Here is a 20,450-nt window from a genome sequence, read left to right as displayed (position 1 = left end):
CGTTATGCGCAACAATCAACCTGTCACCAACCGCGAAGTGGAAGTCCTGGAAGACCAGGCCATCGTCTCGAAAACTGATCTGGACGGCAATATCGTCTATGTGAACCCGTATTTCACCGAGATCAGCGGTTTCAGTGAGCAGGAGTTGCTGGGCGCGCCGCAGAACATCGTGCGCCATCCGGACATGCCGGCCGAGGCGTTCGCCGACCTGTGGTCCTCGATCAAGTCCGGCACGCCGTGGACCGGCATCGTCAAGAACCGCTGCAAGAACGGCGACTTTTACTGGGTGCGCGCCAACGTCACGCCGATCCGCGAAAACGGCCGCACCATCGGCTACATGTCGGTGCGCACGCGCGCCGAACGCCAGCAGATCGCCAGGGCCGAACAGGCCTACAAGACCATCCGTACCGAAGCCAACCACCGCATCCGCATCAAGAACGGCCAGGTGATCGAGCCCGGCTTCGGCACGCTGCTGTCGCGCCTGAGCCATGTGTCACTCGGCATGCGCATCTGGCTGGCCACCAGCGTGGTCAACGTGCTGCAGGTGATCGTGTGCGCCGCCGCGCTGCTGAACGGCACCAGCGCGCACAACTACGGCATCTTCGCGGCCACCTTCTTCGGCCTGCTGATCAACGTCTTCCTGTGGTACACGCTGCGCGTGTCGGTGCTGCAGCCGCTGGACCGCGCGCTGCAGGGCGCGCGCGCCATCGCCGCCGGCGACCTGTCGTCGTCGTTCGAGACCGAGGCCACCGACGAGGTGGGCCAGCTGCTGCGCGCGCTGCAGCAAATGAACAGCAACCTAATCGCCACCATCCGCGACGTGCGCGTCAACGTCGAGACCATGGCCGTGGCCACCCGCCAGATCGCCGCCGGCAACGCCGACCTGTCCGGCCGCACCGAGGCGCAGGCGGCCAGCCTGGAGGAAACCGCGTCCAGCGTCGAACAGTTCTCGTCCACCGTCAAGCAGAACGCCGACAACTCCGAGCAGGCCAACAAGCTGGCGCAAAGCGCGTCCCAGGTGGCGGTGCAGGGCGGCGAGATCGTGGCCGACGTCATCGCCACCATGGACGAGATCAACAACTCCTCGCGCAAGATCGTCGACATCATCGGCCTGATCGAAGGCATCGCCTTCCAGACCAACATCCTGGCGCTGAACGCCGCCGTGGAGGCGGCGCGCGCCGGTGAACAAGGCCGCGGCTTCGCGGTGGTGGCCGGCGAGGTGCGCAACCTGGCCCAGCGCAGCGCCACCGCCGCCAAGGACATCAAGAACCTGATCGACGTCTCGGTCGGCAAGGTCAGCGCCGGCATGGCGCAGGTGGACCGCGCCGGCGCCACCATGAAGGAGGTGGTGGCCTCGGTGCAGCAGGTGACCGCCATCATGAAGGAGATCTCGGTCGCCTCGCACGAGCAAAGCATCGGCGTCGATCAGGTCAACTCGGCCATCGCCCACATGGACCAGGTGACGCAGCAAAACGCCGCGCTGGTGGAAGAGGCGGCGGCGGCCACCGCCAGCCTGGCGCTCGAGGCGGGCGGCCTGACGCAGGCGGTCAGCCTGTTCAAGTTCGGCCCGTCGCGCACCGTGCGCGGCACGCGCGGCGCACGCGCCACCGCGCCACAATTGAAACGCCTGGCAGCATAAGACATCATGAACACGCCTTTCCCACCCGTTGAATTCGATGCGGCGATCATCGGCAAACTCAGTCAGTCCGGCCCGCGCTACACCTCGTACCCGACCGCCGACCGCTTCCAGAACGACTTCGGCTACAGCCAGTTCCTGGAGGCTGTGGCCGGCCTGCGCATGCGCCGCAGCCGCCGCCCGCTGTCGCTGTACATTCACATCCCGTTCTGCGACACGGTGTGCTACTACTGCGGCTGCAACAAGATCGTCACCAAGGATCACAGCAAGGCCGCCGTCTATCTGGGCTACCTGAAACAGGAAATCGACATGCAGGGCCGCCTGTTCGACGGCATGGGCCAGATCGAGCAGCTGCACTTCGGCGGCGGCACGCCGACCTACCTGAGCGACAAGCAGATGGGCGACCTGATGGCGCACCTGCACGCGAACTTCGATTTCGCCGACGACGCACATGGCGAGTATTCGATCGAGATCGACCCGCGCACGGTCAGCGTGGAGCGCGTGCACAGTCTGCGCAAGCAGGGCTTCAACCGCATCAGCCTGGGTGTGCAGGACTTCGATCCGGAAGTGCAGAAGGCCGTCAACCGCATCCAGCCCGAGGCGGAAACGCGCGCGGTGATGGTCGCCGCGCGCGCCGCCGGCTTCCGCTCGATCAGCATCGACCTGATTTACGGCCTGCCCAAGCAGACCATGGACAGCATGACGCAAACGCTGGACAAGGTGATCGCCGCCGATCCGGACCGCATCGCGCTGTACAACTACGCGCACCTGCCGCACATCTTCAAGCCGCAGCGTCGTATTTCGGAAGCGGACATGCCATCGCCGGCGGTGAAGCTGGAATTGCTGGCGATGTGCATCCAGCGTCTGTGCGACGCCGGCTACATCTACATCGGCATGGACCATTTCGCCAAGCCGGACGACGAGCTGGCGGTGGCGCAGCGGCAGGGACGTTTGCAGCGCAACTTCCAGGGCTATTCCACGCGCGCGGAGTCGGAGCTGATTTCGTGCGGCGTGTCGGCCATCAGCGCGGTGGGCGCGACCTATAGCCAGAATGAGAAGACGCTGGAGGCGTATTACGAAAAGCTGGAGAGCGGCGTGCTACCCGTCACGCGCGGCGTCAAGCTGGATAACGATGACCTGCTGCGCCGGATTGTGATTCAGAAGTTGATGTGCAATTTCGAGTTGTCGATGTCGTCGATCGAGCAGGGTTTCCCGATCAAGTTCCGCCAGTATTTCGCGGTGGAGCTGGAGAAGCTGAAGGCGTTCGAGGCGGATGGCCTGCTGACTATCGACGATGAGTGGATTTCCGTGACGCCGAAGGGGCGTCTGCTGATCCGCAATATCTGCATGGTGTTTGACCGCTATCTCGGCGCGCCGCAGCCGTTGCGTTACTCGAAGACGATCTGAGGATGATATGAATGGCGCACAGCTACTGCCGGTGTTTGTGGTCGGCCTGGCCGGCAGCATCCACTGCGCGGGGATGTGCGGAGGGATTGTCACGGCGATCTCCGCCACCGCGCCCCAACCCGTCGCCACCACCGTCACCGTCATTCCGGCGAAAGCCGGAATCCATAGAACGCGTGCCCGCATGCTCAGCATGGATTCCGGCTTTCGCCGGAATGACGGGGTGGCGCATGTGCTGTCTTATAACGCCGGCCGTATCGGCAGTTACATGATCGCCGGCGCGATGGCGGGCGGCCTGGCCGGCGGTGTGCGCGGCTTGGCGGCGCTGGCCGGCGTTCAAATGAGTTTCTACTGGCTGGCCAACGCCATGCTGGTCGCCCTCGGCCTCTACCTGATGAACGCCTGGCGCGGCCTCGCTGTGCTGGAGCAGGGCGGCCGCGTCCTGTGGCGCCGCATCTCGCCCGCCATCAAACCGCTGATGCCCGCCAATACCCCGGCCAAAGCCTTCACCCTCGGCGCCCTGTGGGGCTGGCTCCCTTGCGGCATGGTCTACAGCGTGCTCACCACCGCCCTGCTCAGCGGTTCCGCCGCCGACGGCGCCGCCGTGATGCTGGCCTTCGGCCTTGGCACCCTGCCGATGCTGACCGGCCTTGGCCTGCTCGGCGCGCGCGTGCAACGCGCCATGCAACGCCGCCCGGTGCGCATCGCCGCCGGCCTGCTGGTGCTGGCGTTTGGCATGATCGGCCTGGCCCGCGCCGCCGGCGGCATCACGCCCGAATGGATGGAGTTGCTATGCCTGACACCACACGCCTGATCGACGCGCCGGCGCTCTGCTACCACTGCGGCCAGGTGCTGCCGGGCGACGCTTCGTGGACGGTGCTGATCGACCACGTCGAACACACCATGTGCTGCCCCGGCTGCGCGGCGGTGGCGCAAACCATCGTCGACCTGGGACAGGAAAACTACTACCGCGATCGCACCGCCTACGCGGCCAGCGCCGAAGGCGCGCAGCAGCTGCCGCCGGAACTGCAACTGTACGACAACGCCGACCCGCGCTTCGCCCTCGATGAAGACAGCCGCGAATCCACCTTCACGGTGGAAGGCATACGCTGCGCCGCCTGCGTGTGGCTGATCGAACAGCGCCTGACGCGCCTGCCCGGCGTCGACAGCGCGCAGCTCAACGTCGCCACCGAAAAACTCTACGTGCGCTGGCACAGCGCGGCGTGCAAGCCCGGCGACATCCTCGGCGCACTGCACCGCATCGGCTACGCCGCCTATCCGTACGACGCCGGCCGCCACGCCGACCAGCAGCGCCGCGCCACCAAAACGCTGGGACGCCAGCTGTTCGTGGCCGGCCTGTCGATGATGCAGGTGATGATGTACGTCGCTCCCGCCTACCTGGCCGAAGACGGTACGCTGGACGACAGCATGGCCTTCCTGATGCGCTGGGCCAGCCTGTTGCTGACGCTGCCCGCCATCTGCTACTCAGCGCAGCCGTTCTGGCGCGGCGCGTGGGCCAGCCTGCGCGCACGCGCGCTCGGCATGGACGTGCCGGTGGCGCTGGGCATCGCCGCCGCCTTTGGCGCCAGCGTGATCGCCACCGTCAGCGGCAAGGGAGACGTGTGGTACGACTCGGTCACCATGTTCATCTTCCTGCTGCTGTGCAGCCGCTACCTCGAACTGCGCGCGCGCCGCAAGGCCGGCGCCGCGCTGGAACGCCTGCAGCACGCGCTGCCGGCGTCGGCCTCGCTGCTGGAAAATTATCCGGCCAGCCGCGCCGCCACCATCGTGCGCGCGGCGGCGCTGGTTGTGGATAACGTCATTGTTATCAAGCCTGGCGAAGCGGTGGCCGCCGACAGCGTCATCATCGAAGGCCGCACCTCGCTCGACCTGTCGCTGCTGAGCGGCGAGAGCGCGCCGCTGCCCAAGAACGTCGGTGACGCCATTCCCGGCGGCGCCATCAACGCCGGCAGCGTGATTCTCGCGCGCGTCACCAAACGCGCGCAGGACAGCACCTTGTCCGACCTGATTAAGCTGATCAACCGCGCCGGTGGCGAAAAGCCGCGCATCGCGCAGTGGGCCGATCGCGTGGCCGCGTGGTTCGTGGCCGGGCTGCTGCTGTTCGCGCTGTCCACCTTCTGCTTCTGGTTCCTGCACGACGGCGACACGACGCGCGCATGGCCGATCGCGATCGCGGTACTGGTGGTGTCCTGCCCGTGCGCGCTGTCGCTGGCCACGCCGACCGCGCTGGCCGCCGCCACCGACCAGCTGCTGCGGCAGGGCGTGTTGATCACCGGGCCGCAAACGCTGGAGACGCTGCACCGCGCCTCCCACATCGTGCTCGATAAAACCGGCACGTTGACCTGGGGCCGTCCGGTGCTGCAAACGGTACAGACGCTGGGCGCCATGCGCGCCGACTTCTGCCTGCAAGTCGCCGCCGCGCTGGAAGCCGGCAGCGCGCATCCGCTGGCGCGCGCCATCGTCACCGCCGCCGACGCGGCGGGACGCGAGAACTGGAGCGCCGGCGCGCTGATCGAAACCGCAGGCGGCGGGCTGGAAGGGGGGGTGCACAACCGCCGCTACCGTCTGGGCAGCGCGCAATTCGTGGCCGGCATCACCGGCTCGCCGCCGGCGCGCGAGCTGCCGGAGGGCGTGACGCCGGTGTATCTCGGCGCCGAGGACCAGTGGCTGGCCTGCTTCCATCTGCACGACGGCCTGCGGCCCGACGCGCAGGCAACGGTCGATTACTTCCGCCGGCGCGGCAAGACCATGGTGCTGGTCAGCGGCGACGATGACGCGCTGGCGCGCCGCGTCGGCGACCAGTTGGGCATCGAAACCACGGTCGGCGGCTATCTGCCAGCTGACAAGCTCAACTTCGTGCAGCAGCTGCAGCGGCGCGGCTGCTTGGTGGCGATGGTGGGCGACGGCATCAACGACGCCGCCGTGCTGGGCGCGGCCGATGTCTCGTTTGCCATGGGCGGCGGCGCCGCGCTGGCGCAGGCGCATGCGGACGCGGTGCTGCTCAACGGCCGCCTGAGCGCGGTCGCGGACAGCGCGCGCAGCGCCGAACGCACCATGCGCGTGATCCGCCAAAACCTGTGCTGGGCCATGGTGTACAACGCGGCGGCGATTCCTGCCGCCGCATTCGGATTGCTCAATCCCTGGCTGTCCGGGGTCGGCATGGCGGTCAGTTCCGCCGTGGTGGTGTTCAACGCCTTACGTCTTCGCAGGAGCGCATGATGGAAGCCTTGTTTTTACTGATACCCCTCAGTGTGGCGATGGTGTTCGCCGCGCTGTGGATTTTTTTCCGCGCGTCCGACGATGGTCAATTCGACGATCTGGTGGGGCCGGCGTATCGCGTCCTGCAAGATGATGACCACCCTGCGCCCCCGCACACTCAGCATGGGTTCCGGCCTTCGCCGGAACGACGTGAATCCGGGCGTTTTTGATCCACATCAAAGTTTTTTAAGGTGCTCCTAAGTAACCTTTGACCTACATCATCAAAGTGTTCTGGGGAGAACTCAATTGGATCAACATTACAACTACAAGGTCGTCAAGCAGTTTGCTGTGGCGACGGTAGTCTGGGGCGTCATCGGCATGCTGGTCGGCGTCATCATCGCCGCCCAGCTGGCCTGGCCGGCGCTGAACCTCGACATACCGTGGCTGACCTACGGCCGCCTGCGCCCGCTGCACACCAACGCCGTGATTTTCGCGTTCGGCATCTGCGGCCTGTTCGCCACCTCCTACTACGTGGTGCAGCGCACCTGCCAGGTGCGTTTGTTCTCGGACAAGCTTGCCGCTTTTACCTTCTGGGGCTGGCAGGCCGTGATCGTTAGCGCGGTCATCACCCTGCCGATGGGTCTCACGCGCGGCAAGGAATACGCTGAACTCGAATGGCCGATCGCCATTCTGATCGCCGTGGTGTGGATCGCCTATGCGGTGGTGTTCTTCGGCACCCTCATCAAGCGCCGCGTCAAGCACATCTACGTGGCCAACTGGTTCTTCGCCGGCTACATCCTGGCCGTGACCATCCTGCACGTGGTGAACGGCGCCGTCATGCCGGCCTCGCTGTTCAAATCGTACTCGGTGTACGCCGGCGTGCAGGACGCCATGATCCAGTGGTGGTACGGCCACAACGCGGTCGGCTTCATCCTCACCGCGGGCTACCTCGGCATGGTGTACTACTTCATTCCCAAGCAGGCCGAACGCCCGGTGTACTCGTACCGCCTGTCGATCGTGCACTTCTGGGCGCTGATCTTCACCTATATGTGGGCCGGTCCGCACCACCTGCACTACACCGCCTTGCCGGACTGGACCCAGTCGATCGGCATGGTGTTCTCGCTGGTGCTGCTGGCGCCAAGCTGGGGCGGCATGATCAACGGCATGATGACCCTGTCGGGCGCCTGGCACAAGCTGCGCACCGACCCGATCCTGAAGTTCATGATCGTCTCGCTGTCGTTCTACGGCATCGCCACCTTTGAAGGTCCGATGATGTCGATCAAGACCATCAACGCGCTCTCGCACTACACCGACTGGACCGTCGCCCACGTGCACGGCGGCGCGCTGGGCTGGGTCGGCTTCATCACCATGGGTTCGATCTACTACCTGCTGCCGCGCCTGGCCGGCGAGCAGAAGATGTACAGCACCCGCCTGATCGATCTGCACTTCTGGGTCGCCACCATCGGCATCGTGCTGTACATCGCCGCCATGTGGATCGCCGGCGTGATGCAGGGCCTGATGTGGCGCGCGGTGAATCCGGACGGCACGCTGACCTACACCTTTGCCGAAAGCGTGAAAGCCACCTATCCCTACTACGTGGTGCGCTTCACCGGCGGCTTCCTGTACCTGAGCGGCATGTGCGTGATGGCCTACAACACGTGGATGACCTTGCGTAACCGCGACACCGCCGTCGCGCCTATCCCGGCCGTGAGCGCCGCCCACGCCTGATATCGGAGCATCGAATGAAATTCTCACATGAATGGATTGAAAAGAATCCCTGGCTGCTGATCGCGCTGGTGACGCTGGTGGTCAGCGTCGGCGGCGCGGTGGAAATCGCCCCGCTGTTCTTCCAGAAATCGACCACCGAACCGGTGGCCGGCCTCAAGCCGTACTCGCCGCTGCGCCTGGTGGGCCGCGACATCTACGTGCGCGAGGGCTGCTACAACTGCCACTCGCAAATGATCCGCCCGTTCCGCGCCGAGACCGAGCGCTACGGCCACTACTCGGTGGCCGGCGAATTCGTCTACGACCACCCGTTCCAGTGGGGCTCCAAGCGCACCGGTCCCGACCTGGCGCGCGTGGGCGGCCGCTACAGCGATGAGTGGCACCGCACCCACCTGAACAACCCGCGCGACGTGGTGCCGGAATCGAATATGCCGAACTACCCGTGGCTGGCGAAAACCGCGCTGGTGCCGACCGAGGTGGTGCCGAAGATGAAGGCGCTGCGCCGCGTCGGCGTGCCGTACAGCGATGCCGAGATCGCCGCCGCGCCGGAGGAACTCAAGGACAAAACCGAGGAAGACGCCCTGGTCGCCTACCTGCAAGGCCTGGGCACCCAGATCAAGACGAGGAACTAACATGGCTCTCAATACCCTGTTTGACAACGCCAGCAGCGTGATGACCGTGGTCTCGTTCATCACCTTCAGCGGCATCCTGTGGTGGGCCTATGTGCACCACAAGGAAGCCGATTTTGCCACGGCGGCCCAGTTGCCGTTCGCCGACGACGAGGAGAAGCACCATGGCTGATTTCACCAATGGCTTCTGGGACTGGTACATCGTGGTCCTGACCCTGCTGGGCGTGATCGGCTGCGGCGTGCTGCTGTACTCGCAATCCAAGGTCAAGTTGCACAAGAACGCCGACGGCAGGATCGACACCACCGGCCACGTCTGGGACGAGGACCTGACCGAGCTGAACACGCCAATGCCGCGCTGGTGGATGTGGCTGTTCTACCTGACCATCGTGTTCGGGCTGGCCTATCTGTTCCTGTATCCCGGCCTGGGCACCTACGCCGGCAAGCTGGGCTGGACCTCCAGCGCCGAGTACAAGGACGAGCTGAAAAAAGCCGATGCCGATTTCAATCCGCTGTTTGCCAAATACCAGAAGCAGGACCTGAAGGCGGTGGCGGCCGATCCGCAGGCGCATGCCATCGGCGAGCGCCTGTTCCTGACCTACTGCGCGCAGTGCCATGGCTCGGACGCGCGCGGCAACAAGGGCTTCCCCAACCTGACCGACAAGGACTGGCTGTTCGGCGGCACGCCGGAGATCATCAAGGAAACCATCCTGCACGGCCGCGTCGGCGCCATGCCGCCGATGGGCGCCGCGCTGGGCGGAGACAAGGATGTGGAAAACGTCGCCCACTACGTGCTGAGCCTGTCCGAATCGACCCACGACCCGATCAAGGCCGTGTTCGGCAAAGAGAAGTTCGGCGCCTGCATGGCCTGCCACAGCGCCGGCGGCAAGGGCAACCAGACCCTGGGCGCGCCCAACCTGAGCGACAAGATCTGGCTGTTCGGCGGCAGCCCGGAAACCATCATGGAAACCATCCGCAAGGGCCGTACCGCCACCATGCCGCCGTTCGAGGACTTCCTTGGCGACGCCAAGGTGCACGTGCTGGCCGCCTACGTGTGGAGCTTGTCGAACGATCCGAATCAACCTGTGGAACCGCCCCCGGTCGCTGAAAAATGAACGCCCCGCAGCCCCAAGTCATCAAGATGTACGCCGCGCGCGAGGAAATCTACCCGCGCGAGATCGACGGCCGCTATGCCCGCCTGCGCTGGCTGTTTGTCTGGCTGACGCAGCTGGCGTTCTACTGCACGCCGTGGCTGCAGTGGAACGGCCGGCAGGCGCTGCTGTTCGATCTGGGCGCGCGCAAGTTCTACATCTTTGGACTGGTGCTGTGGCCGCAGGATTTCATCTACCTGGCGCTGCTGCTGATCATCAGCGCCTACCTGCTGTTCCTGGCGACGGCGGTGGCGGGACGGGTGTGGTGCGGCTTCACCTGCCCGCAAACGGTGTACACCGAAATCTTCCTGTGGATCGAACGTAAGATCGAAGGCAAGCGCAGCGCGCGCATCGCGCTGGACCGCCAGCCGGCCTCGCTCGCCAAGTACGGCAAGAAGACCGCCAAGCATCTGGCCTGGGGCGCGGTGGCGCTGTGGACCGGCTTCACCTTCGTCGGCTACTTCACGCCGATCACGCATTTGATGGACGAGGTGGCGACGCTGACCTTCGGCCCGTGGGAATGGTTCTGGGTGCTGTTCTACAGCTTTGCCACCTACGGCAACGCCGGCTGGATGCGCGAGCAGGTGTGCAAGTACATGTGTCCGTACGCCCGCTTCCAGAGCTCGATGTTCGACCGCGACACCCTGATCATCACCTACGACAGCAAGCGCGGCGAGCCGCGCGGCCCGCTGTCGAAGAACAGCAACGGCAGCGGCGGCTCGTGCATCGATTGCTCGATGTGCGTGCAGGTGTGCCCGACCGGCATCGATATCCGCAAGGGCTTGCAATACGAGTGCATCGGCTGCGCCGCCTGCGTGGACGCCTGCAATACGGTGATGGACAAGACCGGCCAGGCGCGCGGCCTGATCCGCTACAGCACCGAGCGCGCCATGGAGGACCATCTGACGCCGACCGAGATCCGCCTGCGCGCGTTCCGGCCGCGCGTGAAGATCTACACCGCCGTGCTGGGCCTGATTGTGCTGGCCACCTGCGCCGCGCTGTACCTGCGCACGCCGCTCAAGCTGGATGTGATCCGCGATCGCGGCTCGATGGGGCGCGAGGTGGAGGATGGCATGATCGAGAACGTATACCGACTGCAGATCATGAACACTTCCGAGCAGGCCCATGTGTACAAGATCGCCGTCAGCGGCATCGATACGCTGGCGCAGGTGACCGCCGACCGGGTGACGGTGGAGGCCACCGAGACCAAGGGCTATCCGATGCGCCTGCGCGCCGCGCACGGCGCCGGCAAGCCTGGCTCGAACAAGATTGAAGTAACCCTGACCGCGGTCGACGATCCGTCGCTGCATGTGAAAGAATCCGCGGTCTTCATCGTGCCGCGTTAAGGAGCATCGTCATGACGACACTTACCATGCCCGTCACGCCGTGGTGGAAGCAGCGCTGGCCGTGGCTGCTGGCAGCCGGCCCCGCCATCGTGGCGGTGGGCAGCATTTACACGGCTTACCTCGCCATGTCGGCGCCCGATGCGCTGGTGGTGGGGGACTATTACAAGCAGGGCAAGGCCATCAATCAGGATTTGCGGCGCGATCATGTGGCGTCGCAGATGGGCTTGTCGGTGGCGCTCGGTTACGACGCCGCCAGCGGGACGTTGAGCGGGCGCATCAACCGCAAGGATACCGGGCCGCTGCTGCTGCACCTGTCGCACGCCACGCTGCCGGAGAAGGATATCAAGCTGGTGCTGGTGCCGGATGCGAACGGGATGTTCAGCGCTAACCTGCCGCTGCTGGAACGCAGCCGCTGGATCGTGCTGGTGGAGGGGCAGAAGCGCGAGTGGCGCCTGGCGGGCGCGTGGAGCTGGCCGGCGCAGCGCGGCATCGCCCTGCTGCCAGACTAGCCACCCGTCGTTCCGGCGGAGGCCGGAACCTATAGAACGCATGAGCTGTGTTGTCGCACGCGTTCTATGGATTCCGGCCTCCGCCGGAATGACAGGGGTTCTAGGCGCAGGTCTCGGTGCCGGCGGTGATCGCCTTCAGCATGCGCGGATCGAGCAATTCGATCTCGCGGTTGCTGACCCGCACCAAGCCCTCTTTCTTGAACTTGGACAGCAGGCGGCTGATGCTCTCAATGGTCAGTCCCAAGTAATTGCCAATCTCCTCGCGCGACATGCGCAACTGGAAAGTATTGGGCGAATACCCGCGCGCCTCGTAACGCGACGACAGGTTGATCAGGAACGCCGCAAACCGCTGGGTCGCCTGCATATTCCCCAACAACAGCATCACGCTTTGCTCGCGCGTGATTTCCTGGCTCATCATGCGGTGGAAATGGCGCAACAGGGTCGGCATCTCCGCCAGCAATTGCTGCAGCGTGGAGAACGGAATCTCGCACACCTCGCTGTCCTCCAGCGCGACAGCGGTGCAATGGTGCCGGTCGGCGCTGATGGCGTCCATGCCCAGCAGCTCGCCGGCCATCTGAAAACCGGTGATCTGCTCCGCGCCCTCGCGGTTGACCTGGTAGGTCTTGAAGTGCCCCAGGCGGATCGCGTACAGGTTCTGGAACGGATCGCCAATGCGGAACAGCGTGCCGCCGCGCGCGACCTTGCGGCGGCGGCCGATGATCTGGTCGAGCCGCTCCATGTCGTTGTTGTCCAGCCCCATCGGCAAACACAGCTGGTGCATGCTGCACGAAGCACAGCTGGCCTTGAGGATGTCGATGGTGGCGCCGGGAATTACCAGCGAGGGAAGTTCTTGTATCATGCGGCTAGTGTAGCCCATCACACCCAAATTGGGCGCCTATTCCGCAGTCATCCAATCAGGTATTCGCGCGCCATCTGCCTTGCACGATGCAAGCGGCTTTTCACCGCCGCCACCGATTCGTCGATCTCGTCCGCGATTTCCGCGATCGACATTTCCGCGAAGTCGCGCAACAACACCACTTTCAGATAATCGGCCGGCAAGGATTCCAGCGCGCGGATCAGCTCGACGCGCAAGCCGGCCGTGTCCTGGCTGGCCAGCCATTGCTCGGCGCGTTCGTCATCCCATGGGTCATGGCCGAGCGCGCCGCGCGCGAGCCGGTGGCACTCGCGCTTGACCACCTGGAACAGCCAGCCGGAAAACGCCGCCAGCATGCGCACCGAGGACAGCTTGCGCGACAACACCAGCAGCGCCTCCTGCACGGCGTCGTCGACGTCGCCGATCAGGCAGTTGCGCTGGGCGTAGCGGCGGATGTCGGGCTGGCACAGCCGCAGCAGCTGCGCCAGCGCCCCCGGATCGCCGCGATGGGCGGCGTCCAGCACCGGCAGGTGGTGTTCCGCAAGACTCATTGTTTCCCTTGTTTGTCGAGGCGGCGGCCGACCATGGCGCACATCGGGCAAAAGCCGAACAGGCCGGAGGCGACGATGCCGGCCGCCGACGCCGCCACCAGCGTGCCCCACATGCCGCCCAGCAGCGCCAGCGCCGCCGCCGCGACGATCACGCCCATCACCACGCGCAGCACGCGCTCCCAGGTTGGTACATTTTTAACGTAGAACATTGTGCACTCCAATCGGTAGTCGAGGAAGTCCCTCGCCAGCTAAGAGGGTGGCGCGGGGCATTCGGATTCGCGGGGTCGAAAATATTTTTAAAATTTTTTGAAGATACGTATTGCATACGATTGAATTGCGCGCTATAGTTCACCCATCAATACATCGAACACGATTCAATCGCTAACTAATTTAAGGAGATTCACCATGAAACGCACCCTGATCGCTACCGCCCTGCTGGCCGCCACCGCTTTCGCCAACGCCGCCACTCCGGCCAACGACACCACCATCGTGCTGGTCCACGGCGCCTTCGCCGACGGCTCCAGCTGGGACAAGGTGATTCCCATCCTGCAAGCCAAAGGCTACAAAGTGGTGGCCGTGCAGAACCCGCTGAGCTCGCTGGCCGACGACGTCGCCGCCACCCAGCGCGTGATTGACGCGCAAACCGGCAAGGTGGTGCTGGTCGGCCACTCGTGGGGCGGCACCGTGATCACCCAGGCCGGCACCAGCGACAAGGTCAAGGCGCTGGTCTACGTGGCCGCGTTCGCGCCGTCGGAAGGCGAGGCCACCGGCAACCTGGGCAAGGACTACGCGGTGCCACCGGGCATCGCCACCCTGCAAGTGGACGCCACCGGCTACGCCTGGCTGCCGGCCGACTCGGTGGCCAAGAACTTCGCGCAGGACGTGACGCCGGCCCAGGCCGCGCTGATCGCCGCCACCCAGGGCCCGATCGCCCTCAAGGCCTTCGGTGAAACCACCACCGTGGCGGCCTGGAAGAACAAGGCCAACTACTACATCGTGGCCAGCAAGGACCGCATGATCGCGCCGGAACTGGAGCAGGCGTTCGCCAAGAAAATCAACGCCGTCACCACCACCCTGCCGACCGGCCACGTGCCGATGGTGTCGCAGCCGGCCAAGGTGGCCGAGGTGATCCTGGCCGCCGCCCAGCGTTAATCCCGTTTCATCCCTTGCAAAAAGCCAGCGCGCCTCGAGCACGCTGGCTTTTTCTTTCTTGCCAAGGTAAGCCTTTGATAGGAGAATCGATCCAGCCCCCTCTAACAAGGATGATATGAAGCCACTCGGCATCAAGGCTAAAGTCGCCCTCGCCACCAGCATCACCTCGGTCCTGATGATCGGACTGGTCACGCTGGTGCAGACCCAGCGCATGCAGGCGGATTACCAGCGGGTGTTGTTCACGCAACAGACCGCGCTGATCAACCGCACCGCGCAGGACCTCGACGACAAGCTGACCATGCTGCTCGATATCATCGCGCTATCCGCCCGCAACCAGCCCGCCAGCCTGGGCACCTCCGGCGACAAGCTGCGCGAGTATTACCAGAACCGCGCCGTGCTGGCCCTGTTCGACGATCTGCTGGTCATGAACCCGCAGGGCAAGATCATCTCCGACCTGCCGCTGGTGCCGGGCCGGGTCGGCATCGACGCCTCCGACCGCGAATACTTCAAGACCGTGATGCGCACCCGCAAGCCGCTGATCACCGAACCGCTGATCGGCCGCGCCAACAAGCAGCCGATCGTGCAGATGGTGGCGCCGGTGCTGAACGACAAAGGCGAGGTGGTGTGCGTGCTGATCGGCGTGCTGCGCCTGTACAAGGACAATCTGCTGGGCCACCTGCGCACCGCCCAGGTCGGCCGCAGCGGCTACTACTTCGCGCTCACGCGCAGCGACAATCCGGTGTACGTGCTGCATCCGGACATCACCCGCCTGCTCAAGCCGCGCGCGCCCAACGCCAACCCGGCCACCACCCGCGCGCTCGAGGACGGCTTCGAGGGCACGGTGATGGGCCAGGGCGAGGGCAAGGCCACCCTCAACAGCTACAAGAACCTGAAGTCGGTCAACTGGCTGCTGGCCACCTCGCTGCCGGCCGAGGAGGCGTTTGAACCGTTCGAGGGAGTGATCAAGCGCGTGCTGGTGTGGAGCGGCATCGCCGCCGTGCTGACGGCGCTGCTGATCAGCGCGCTCACGCTGCGCCTGATGGCGCCGCTGATCAAGCTGCGCAACGCGATTGTCGCGCTGCGCGCCAATCCGGCCCGCTTCACGCCGCTGCCGGTGCACGCGCGCGACGAGGTCGGCCAGCTGACCTCGGCCTTCAACGATTTGATGCACGAGCGGCTGGCGGCCGACGCGCGCCTGCAGAGCCTGGTCGAGTTCGCGCCGAACACCATCGTCGTGGTGGGCGTGGACGGCCGCATCGAAACCTTCAACCGCGAGGGCGAGCGCTGCTTCGGCTACGAGCGCGACGAGGTGCTCGGCCAGCCGCTGGAGATCCTGGTGCCGGACAAGCTGCGCGAGCAGCACGCCGCGCACCGCAACCGCTTCTTCGCCGACCGCCTGAGCGCCGAACCGGTGCGCATGGGGCAGGGCCGGGTGCTGTACGGCCGCCGCCGCGACGGCAGCGAATTCCCGATCGAGGTCAACCTGAGCGCGGTGCGCACCGACCAGGGCACCAAGGTGCTGGCGGTGATTTCCGACATCACCGAGCGCCACCGCCTGCGCATCGAGGTCGAGGAGCGCGCGCTCGAGCTGGAGCGCGAACGCGACCGCGCCCAGGCCGCCAACCGCGCCAAGAGCGATTTCGTGGCCAATATGAGCCACGAAATCCGCACGCCGATGAACGCGGTGCTGGGCATGGTCTACCTGCTCGGCAACACGCAGCTGACGCCGCAGCAGCGCAAGTACCTGAACATGGTGCGGGTGTCCGGCCAGTCGCTGCTGGGCATCCTCAACGACGTGCTGGACTTCTCCAAGATCGAGGCGCGCAAGCTGGAATTGTCGCCGGTGGAGTTCGCGCTCAACGACGTGATGGACTCGCTGGCCACCACCATGACCATGAACGCCGGCGACAAGGAGCTGGAGCTGGCGATCAGCGTCGACCCGGCCGTGCCCAACCGCCTGCGCGGCGACTCGATGCGGCTGCAGCAAATCCTGGTCAACCTGGCCGGCAACGCCATCAAGTTCACCGAGCAGGGCGAGGTGGTGGTGAGCGTGCAGCTGAGCGCGCGCGACGAGCAGAGCGCGCTGCTGCGCTTCGAGGTGCGCGACACCGGCATGGGCATGACCGAGGCCCAGCTGGGCCAGCTGTTCAACGCCTTCTCGCAGGGCGATCAGAGCATCACGCGGCGCTTTGGCGGCACCGGCCTGGGCCTGGCCATCACCAAGCGCCTGATCGAGCTGATGGGCGGGCAGATCGCCGTCAGCAGCAAGGCCGGGCAGGGCTCGACCTTCTGGTTCAGCCTGCCGTTCGAGATCCAGGCCGACCAGACCGACGAGCGGCGCAGGCCGGCGCTGGGCCAGCGCCGGCTGCTGGTGGCGGACGACAGCCGCACCAGCCGCGAGCTGGTGGCGCGCCTGATCCGCGCCTGGGGCTGGCAGGCCGACGAGGTCGACTCGGGCGAGGCCGCGCTGCGGCGCTACCGCCAGAGCCTGGACCAGCAGCAGCCGTACGACGTGGTGCTGGCCGACTGGCACATGCCCGGCATGGACGGGCTGGCCACGGCCAAGGGCATCCGCGCGGCGGCGAGCGCGAGCTCGCCGGCCGGCCGGCCGCAACCGATCGTGGTGATGCTGAACGCCTTCGCCCGCGACCGCATCGAGGAAATCTCCAGCGCGCCGGAGGCGGACGTGGTGCTGGTCAAGCCGATCACCAGCTCCAACCTGTTCGACGCGCTGCACGAGGCGCTGGCCACCCAGGGCGAGGCCGACGCCCAGGCGGTGACCGAGCAGGGCATCGTCGGCGCGCTGGCCGACATCCACTTCCTGCTGGTCGAGGACAATCTGCTCAACCAGGCGGTCGCGCGCGGCATCCTCGAGCACGCGGGCGCCACATTGGACATCGCCGGCGACGGCCGCCAGGCGGTGGACATCCTGCGCGCGCGCCCGGCCGAGTACGACATCGTGCTGATGGACATGCAGATGCCGGTGATGGACGGCTTCACCGCCACCCGCATCCTGCGCCAGGAACTCCAGCTGACGCTGCCGATCATCGCCATGACCGCCGGCGTGCTGGAGTCCGAGCGCGAGCGCAGCCGCGAGGCCGGCATCACCGACTTCATTCCCAAGCCGATCGAGGTGGACGAGATGCTGGCGGTGCTGCGGCGCCATCTGCCCAAACCGCCGCCGCCCGTAGCCGCGGCGCCCGCGCCGGCCCCCATGCCCAGCGAGGATGACTTGCTGGCCTCCATGGCCGCCGCCGCCTCGCCGGCCCCGGCGCCGGTGATCGGCCCGGCCGAGGCGGTGCCGCTGGCGCCGCCGCAGCGCATGCCGGCGGGCCCGCCGCCGAAGCTGGTCACCTCGCCGATGCCCACCGGCGAGGCCGCCATCTTCAACATGGACGGCCTGATGCGGGTGATGGGCAAGGACGCCAAGGGCCGCGCCGCCATGGTCAAGATGGTGCGCGGCGCCGTCGAGGGCGGCATGGAGCCGCTCGACCAGGCCGCCCTGGCCCTGCGCGAAGGCCGGCTGCGCGACGCCGCCCGCGCCTTCCACAGCCTGCGCGGCGCGGTCGGCGTGCTGGGCGCCAAGCGCCTGATCCAGGCCACCATGGCGGCCGAGGAAGCCATCCACGGCCAACGCGAAGACGAGCTGCAGGAACGCTACCGCGAGGTGCGCGCCGAGCTCGAACAAACCCTGACCCACGCCCGCGCCTGGCTCGAACGCGAGCAATCCTAGCCCCGCCATCCCCGCCCGTTGAGCGTTTACGCAACGCTTTTCCACGCCCGGGGCGCGTCTTTAAATCATATTGATAATAATTCGCATTTACGATACGGTATTTTATTGTTACAATATTTCCCAATATTTTTACCGTTTCCTTATCAGAAAGCACATGGCAATGATTAAAAGTCGCAAACATGCGCAGACGCGCCTCAACCAACACATGAGCGCGGCGCTGGCCGCAATGCTGCTGCCGGTGGCCGCCCACGCCGCCGACGCGCCGGACGCCGCCGACAAGCCGCAGACCCTGCAGGAAGTGCAGGTCAACGGCAGCCGCGAGAACGACTTCAAAGCCGAACGTGCCTCTTCCGCCAAGTACACCGAAAAGCTGGTGGACACCGCCCAGACCCTGACCGTGATCAAGAAGGAACTGATCGAGCAGCAAGGCGCCACCACGCTGACCGAGGCGCTGCGCAACACCCCGGGCGTGGGCGCCTTCTTCCTCGGCGAGAACGGCAACACCAACACCGGCGACGCCATCTACATGCGCGGCTTCGACGCCTCCAGCAGCATCTACGTGGACGGCGTGCGCGACGTCGGCTCGATCTCGCGCGACACCTTCAACATCGAACAGATCGACGTGCTGAAAGGCCCGGCCGGCACCGACAACGGCCGCTCCTCGCCGACCGGCTCGATCAACCTGGTCAGCAAACAACCGCTGCTGGAAAACGCCTACAGCGGCTCGGCCACCTACGGCAGCGGCAAGCAGCGCCGCGCCACCGCCGACATCAACACCGTGATCGACGCCGACAGCGGCACCGCCTTCCGCCTCAACCTGCTGGACCAGGACAGCGAGAACCCGGGCCGCGACTTCGTCAAGAACAAGCGCTGGGGCGTGGCGCCATCGGTGGCGTTCGGCCTGAACTCGACCACCCGGGTCTACCTGAACTACTTCCACGTCAAGCAGGACAATATTCCCGACGGCGGCGTGCTGACCATCGGCCTGCCGGGCTGGACCCCGCCGGCCGACATCGCCGCCGTGCCGGCCACCGCCACCACCCCGGCCAAGCCGGCCAAGAGCTTCGCCTTCATGGCGGGCGCGGCGCCGGTCAATCCGAAGAACTTCTACGGCTCGGTGCTGGACCACGACAACGTCAAGGCCGACATGGCCACCGTCAAGGTCGAGCACGACTTCGCCGGCGGCGCCAAGCTGGTCAACACCACCCGCTACGGCAAGACCAAGCAGGACTACCTGCTGACCTCGTTCATGGCCAGCAACACCAACCTGAACGCCAACACCGCCAGCACCAATCCGGCCAACTGGACCATGGCGCGCACCAACCTGACCACCAAGGATCAGCTCAACGAGATCCTGACCAACCAGACCACCCTGACCGCCGACTTCACCACTGGCGCGCTCAAGCACACCGTGGTGGGCGGCGTCGAGCTGACCAACGAGAAGCAGACCAACTACACCTACGCCAACACCGCGCCGGCCGCCACCGCCGGCCTGCCGGCGACCAGCATCTACTACCCGAACCCGCACACGCCGATCACCAGCGCCCAGGTCAACCTGAAGCGCAACGGCGGCCGCTCCGAGGGCACCACCAACACCCAGAGCGTGTACGTGTTCGACACCATCAAGTACGGCGAGCAGTGGATCTTCAACGGCGGCGTGCGGATCGACCACTACAACACCACCTACAACGCCACCACCGTGCAGGCCGCCACCACGCCGCAAGTGATTCCGGTCGGCACCCTGGTGGCCAGCAACATCGAAGCCTCGGACAACCTGGTCAACGGCAAACTGTCGGCCCTGTACAAGCCGACCAAGGACAGCAGCGTGTACGCGCTGGTGGCGTCGTCGAAAGCGCCGCCGGGCGGCACCACCTTCTCCCTGAGCACCTCGGACAGCAGCGCCGCCAATCCGAAGTTCGATCCGCAGGAAACCACCAACTACGAGCTGGGCACCAAGTGGGATCTGCTGGGCCAGAAACTGTCGCTGTCGGGCGCCTTGTTCCGCACCGAGGTGAAAAACGAAGTGGAGCAGGATCCGGTCGATGCCAAGTACTACCAGACCGGCAAGAAGCGCGTGAAGGGTATCGAGCTGAGCATCACCGGCGAGATCCTGCCGAAGTGGCTGGTCAGCGCCGGCTATGTGCACCAGAAAACCAAGGTCGAGTCGGGCAAGGTGGTGACCGCCAGCGGCGACAACCAGCTGACCTACACGCCTAAGCAATCGTTCACCGCGTGGACCTCGTACACCCTGCCGTTCGGCCTGCAGATCGGCGGCGGCGCGCGCTTCAGCGACAAGCTGGCGCGCGGCACCGACGGCGCCGTCGGCACGCCGAAATACGCCAACTCGTACTGGGTGTTCGACGCCATGGCGTCCTACCCGATCAACAAGCACGTCGACCTGCGCCTGAACGTCTACAACCTGGCCGACAAAGAATACGTGCAAGCGATCAACAAGTCGGGTTATCGTTACACCCCGGGCACACCGCGTTCGGGCAGTCTGACGGCCAACTTCAAGTTCTAAGCA

The 20,450-nt window shown here is 65.6% G+C and carries 17 protein-coding genes; 14 read left to right on the top strand and 3 right to left on the bottom strand.

The features are described from left to right. Nucleotides 1-4: 4 nt before the first annotated feature. The 11 genes from FHW83_RS13440 to FHW83_RS13390 all read left to right on the top strand — a co-directional run bounded on the left by FHW83_RS13440 (nucleotide 5) and on the right by FHW83_RS13390 (nucleotide 11,616). Nucleotides 5-1,639 carry a PAS domain-containing methyl-accepting chemotaxis protein gene (locus tag FHW83_RS13440; protein WP_176646851.1) on the top strand — a complete coding sequence of 545 codons (1,635 nt, stop codon included), beginning with the start codon at nucleotides 5-7 and terminating at the stop codon, nucleotides 1,637-1,639. A 6-nt stretch (nucleotides 1,640-1,645) separates the two neighbouring features. Beyond that, nucleotides 1,646-3,043 carry an oxygen-independent coproporphyrinogen III oxidase gene (gene hemN, locus FHW83_RS13435; protein WP_176646850.1) on the top strand — a complete coding sequence of 466 codons (1,398 nt, stop codon included), beginning with the start codon at nucleotides 1,646-1,648 and terminating at the stop codon, nucleotides 3,041-3,043. A 7-nt stretch (nucleotides 3,044-3,050) separates the two neighbouring features. Beyond that, on the top strand, nucleotides 3,051-3,854 hold the full coding sequence (locus FHW83_RS13430) for a sulfite exporter TauE/SafE family protein (protein ID WP_176646849.1): 804 nt from the start codon (nucleotides 3,051-3,053) through the stop codon (nucleotides 3,852-3,854). Beyond that, nucleotides 3,833-6,280 carry a heavy metal translocating P-type ATPase gene (locus FHW83_RS13425; RefSeq protein ID WP_176646848.1) on the top strand — a complete coding sequence of 816 codons (2,448 nt, stop codon included), beginning with the start codon at nucleotides 3,833-3,835 and terminating at the stop codon, nucleotides 6,278-6,280. The genes FHW83_RS13430 and FHW83_RS13425 overlap by 22 nt, the downstream gene beginning before the upstream one ends. Further along, entirely contained in the window at nucleotides 6,280-6,489 is a 210-nt protein-coding gene (ccoS, locus tag FHW83_RS13420) for a cbb3-type cytochrome oxidase assembly protein CcoS (RefSeq protein ID WP_176647037.1), read from the top strand. The genes FHW83_RS13425 and ccoS overlap by 1 nt, the downstream gene beginning before the upstream one ends. Before the next feature lie 76 nt (nucleotides 6,490-6,565). Further along, on the top strand, nucleotides 6,566-7,987 hold the full coding sequence (gene ccoN / locus FHW83_RS13415) for a cytochrome-c oxidase, cbb3-type subunit I (protein WP_176646847.1): 1,422 nt from the start codon (nucleotides 6,566-6,568) through the stop codon (nucleotides 7,985-7,987). Nucleotides 7,988-8,001: 14 nt separating this feature from the next. Continuing rightward, nucleotides 8,002-8,616, top strand: a complete 615-nt coding sequence (gene ccoO / locus FHW83_RS13410; protein ID WP_176646846.1) for a cytochrome-c oxidase, cbb3-type subunit II — start codon at nucleotides 8,002-8,004, stop codon at nucleotides 8,614-8,616. 1 nt (nucleotide 8,617) lies between these two features. Further along, complete coding sequence (locus FHW83_RS13405) at nucleotides 8,618-8,785, top strand: cbb3-type cytochrome c oxidase subunit 3 (RefSeq protein WP_176646845.1); 168 nt, start codon at nucleotides 8,618-8,620, stop codon at nucleotides 8,783-8,785. Further along, nucleotides 8,778-9,725, top strand: a complete 948-nt coding sequence (gene ccoP / locus FHW83_RS13400) for a cytochrome-c oxidase, cbb3-type subunit III (RefSeq protein WP_176646844.1) — start codon at nucleotides 8,778-8,780, stop codon at nucleotides 9,723-9,725. The genes FHW83_RS13405 and ccoP overlap by 8 nt, the downstream gene beginning before the upstream one ends. After that, complete coding sequence (gene ccoG / locus FHW83_RS13395) at nucleotides 9,722-11,107, top strand: cytochrome c oxidase accessory protein CcoG (RefSeq protein ID WP_176646843.1); 1,386 nt, start codon at nucleotides 9,722-9,724, stop codon at nucleotides 11,105-11,107. The genes ccoP and ccoG overlap by 4 nt, the downstream gene beginning before the upstream one ends. Before the next feature lie 11 nt (nucleotides 11,108-11,118). Next, nucleotides 11,119-11,616, top strand: a complete 498-nt coding sequence (locus FHW83_RS13390; protein ID WP_176646842.1) for a FixH family protein — start codon at nucleotides 11,119-11,121, stop codon at nucleotides 11,614-11,616. Nucleotides 11,617-11,716: 100 nt separating this feature from the next. Here the strand turns inward: FHW83_RS13390 and fnr are convergent, their stop codons facing one another. Genes fnr through FHW83_RS13375 form a run of 3 tightly spaced genes read right to left on the bottom strand, consistent with a single transcriptional unit; the run spans nucleotide 11,717 to nucleotide 13,250 of the window. After that, a complete protein-coding gene (fnr, locus tag FHW83_RS13385) occupies nucleotides 11,717-12,475 on the bottom strand; it encodes a fumarate/nitrate reduction transcriptional regulator Fnr (RefSeq protein WP_176646841.1) in 759 nt (252 codons plus the stop codon). 47 nt (nucleotides 12,476-12,522) lie between these two features. Then, nucleotides 12,523-13,041, bottom strand: coding sequence for an RNA polymerase sigma factor (locus FHW83_RS13380; RefSeq protein ID WP_176646840.1), 519 nt, complete (start codon nucleotides 13,039-13,041; stop codon nucleotides 12,523-12,525). Continuing rightward, complete coding sequence (locus FHW83_RS13375; protein WP_176646839.1) at nucleotides 13,038-13,250, bottom strand: DUF2892 domain-containing protein; 213 nt, start codon at nucleotides 13,248-13,250, stop codon at nucleotides 13,038-13,040. The genes FHW83_RS13380 and FHW83_RS13375 overlap by 4 nt, the downstream gene beginning before the upstream one ends. A gap of 196 nt (nucleotides 13,251-13,446) precedes the next feature. Here FHW83_RS13375 and FHW83_RS13370 point away from each other — a divergent pair, with 196 nt between their 5' ends. The 3 genes from FHW83_RS13370 (at nucleotide 13,447) to FHW83_RS13360 (ending at nucleotide 20,447) form a co-directional block, all read left to right on the top strand. Then, on the top strand, nucleotides 13,447-14,193 hold the full coding sequence (locus FHW83_RS13370) for an alpha/beta fold hydrolase (protein ID WP_176646838.1): 747 nt from the start codon (nucleotides 13,447-13,449) through the stop codon (nucleotides 14,191-14,193). Nucleotides 14,194-14,308: 115 nt separating this feature from the next. After that, nucleotides 14,309-17,926, top strand: a complete 3,618-nt coding sequence (locus FHW83_RS13365; protein ID WP_176646837.1) for a response regulator — start codon at nucleotides 14,309-14,311, stop codon at nucleotides 17,924-17,926. Nucleotides 17,927-18,080: 154 nt separating this feature from the next. After that, on the top strand, nucleotides 18,081-20,447 hold the full coding sequence (locus FHW83_RS13360) for a catecholate siderophore receptor Fiu (protein ID WP_176646836.1): 2,367 nt from the start codon (nucleotides 18,081-18,083) through the stop codon (nucleotides 20,445-20,447). The last annotated feature ends 3 nt before the right edge of the window (nucleotides 20,448-20,450 follow it).

This window comes from Duganella sp. SG902 (assembly GCF_013376005.1).
In the GTDB taxonomy this organism is placed as follows: Bacteria; Pseudomonadota; Gammaproteobacteria; order Burkholderiales; family Burkholderiaceae_D; genus Rugamonas.
This window is presented reverse-complemented; position numbering and strand designations above follow the sequence as displayed.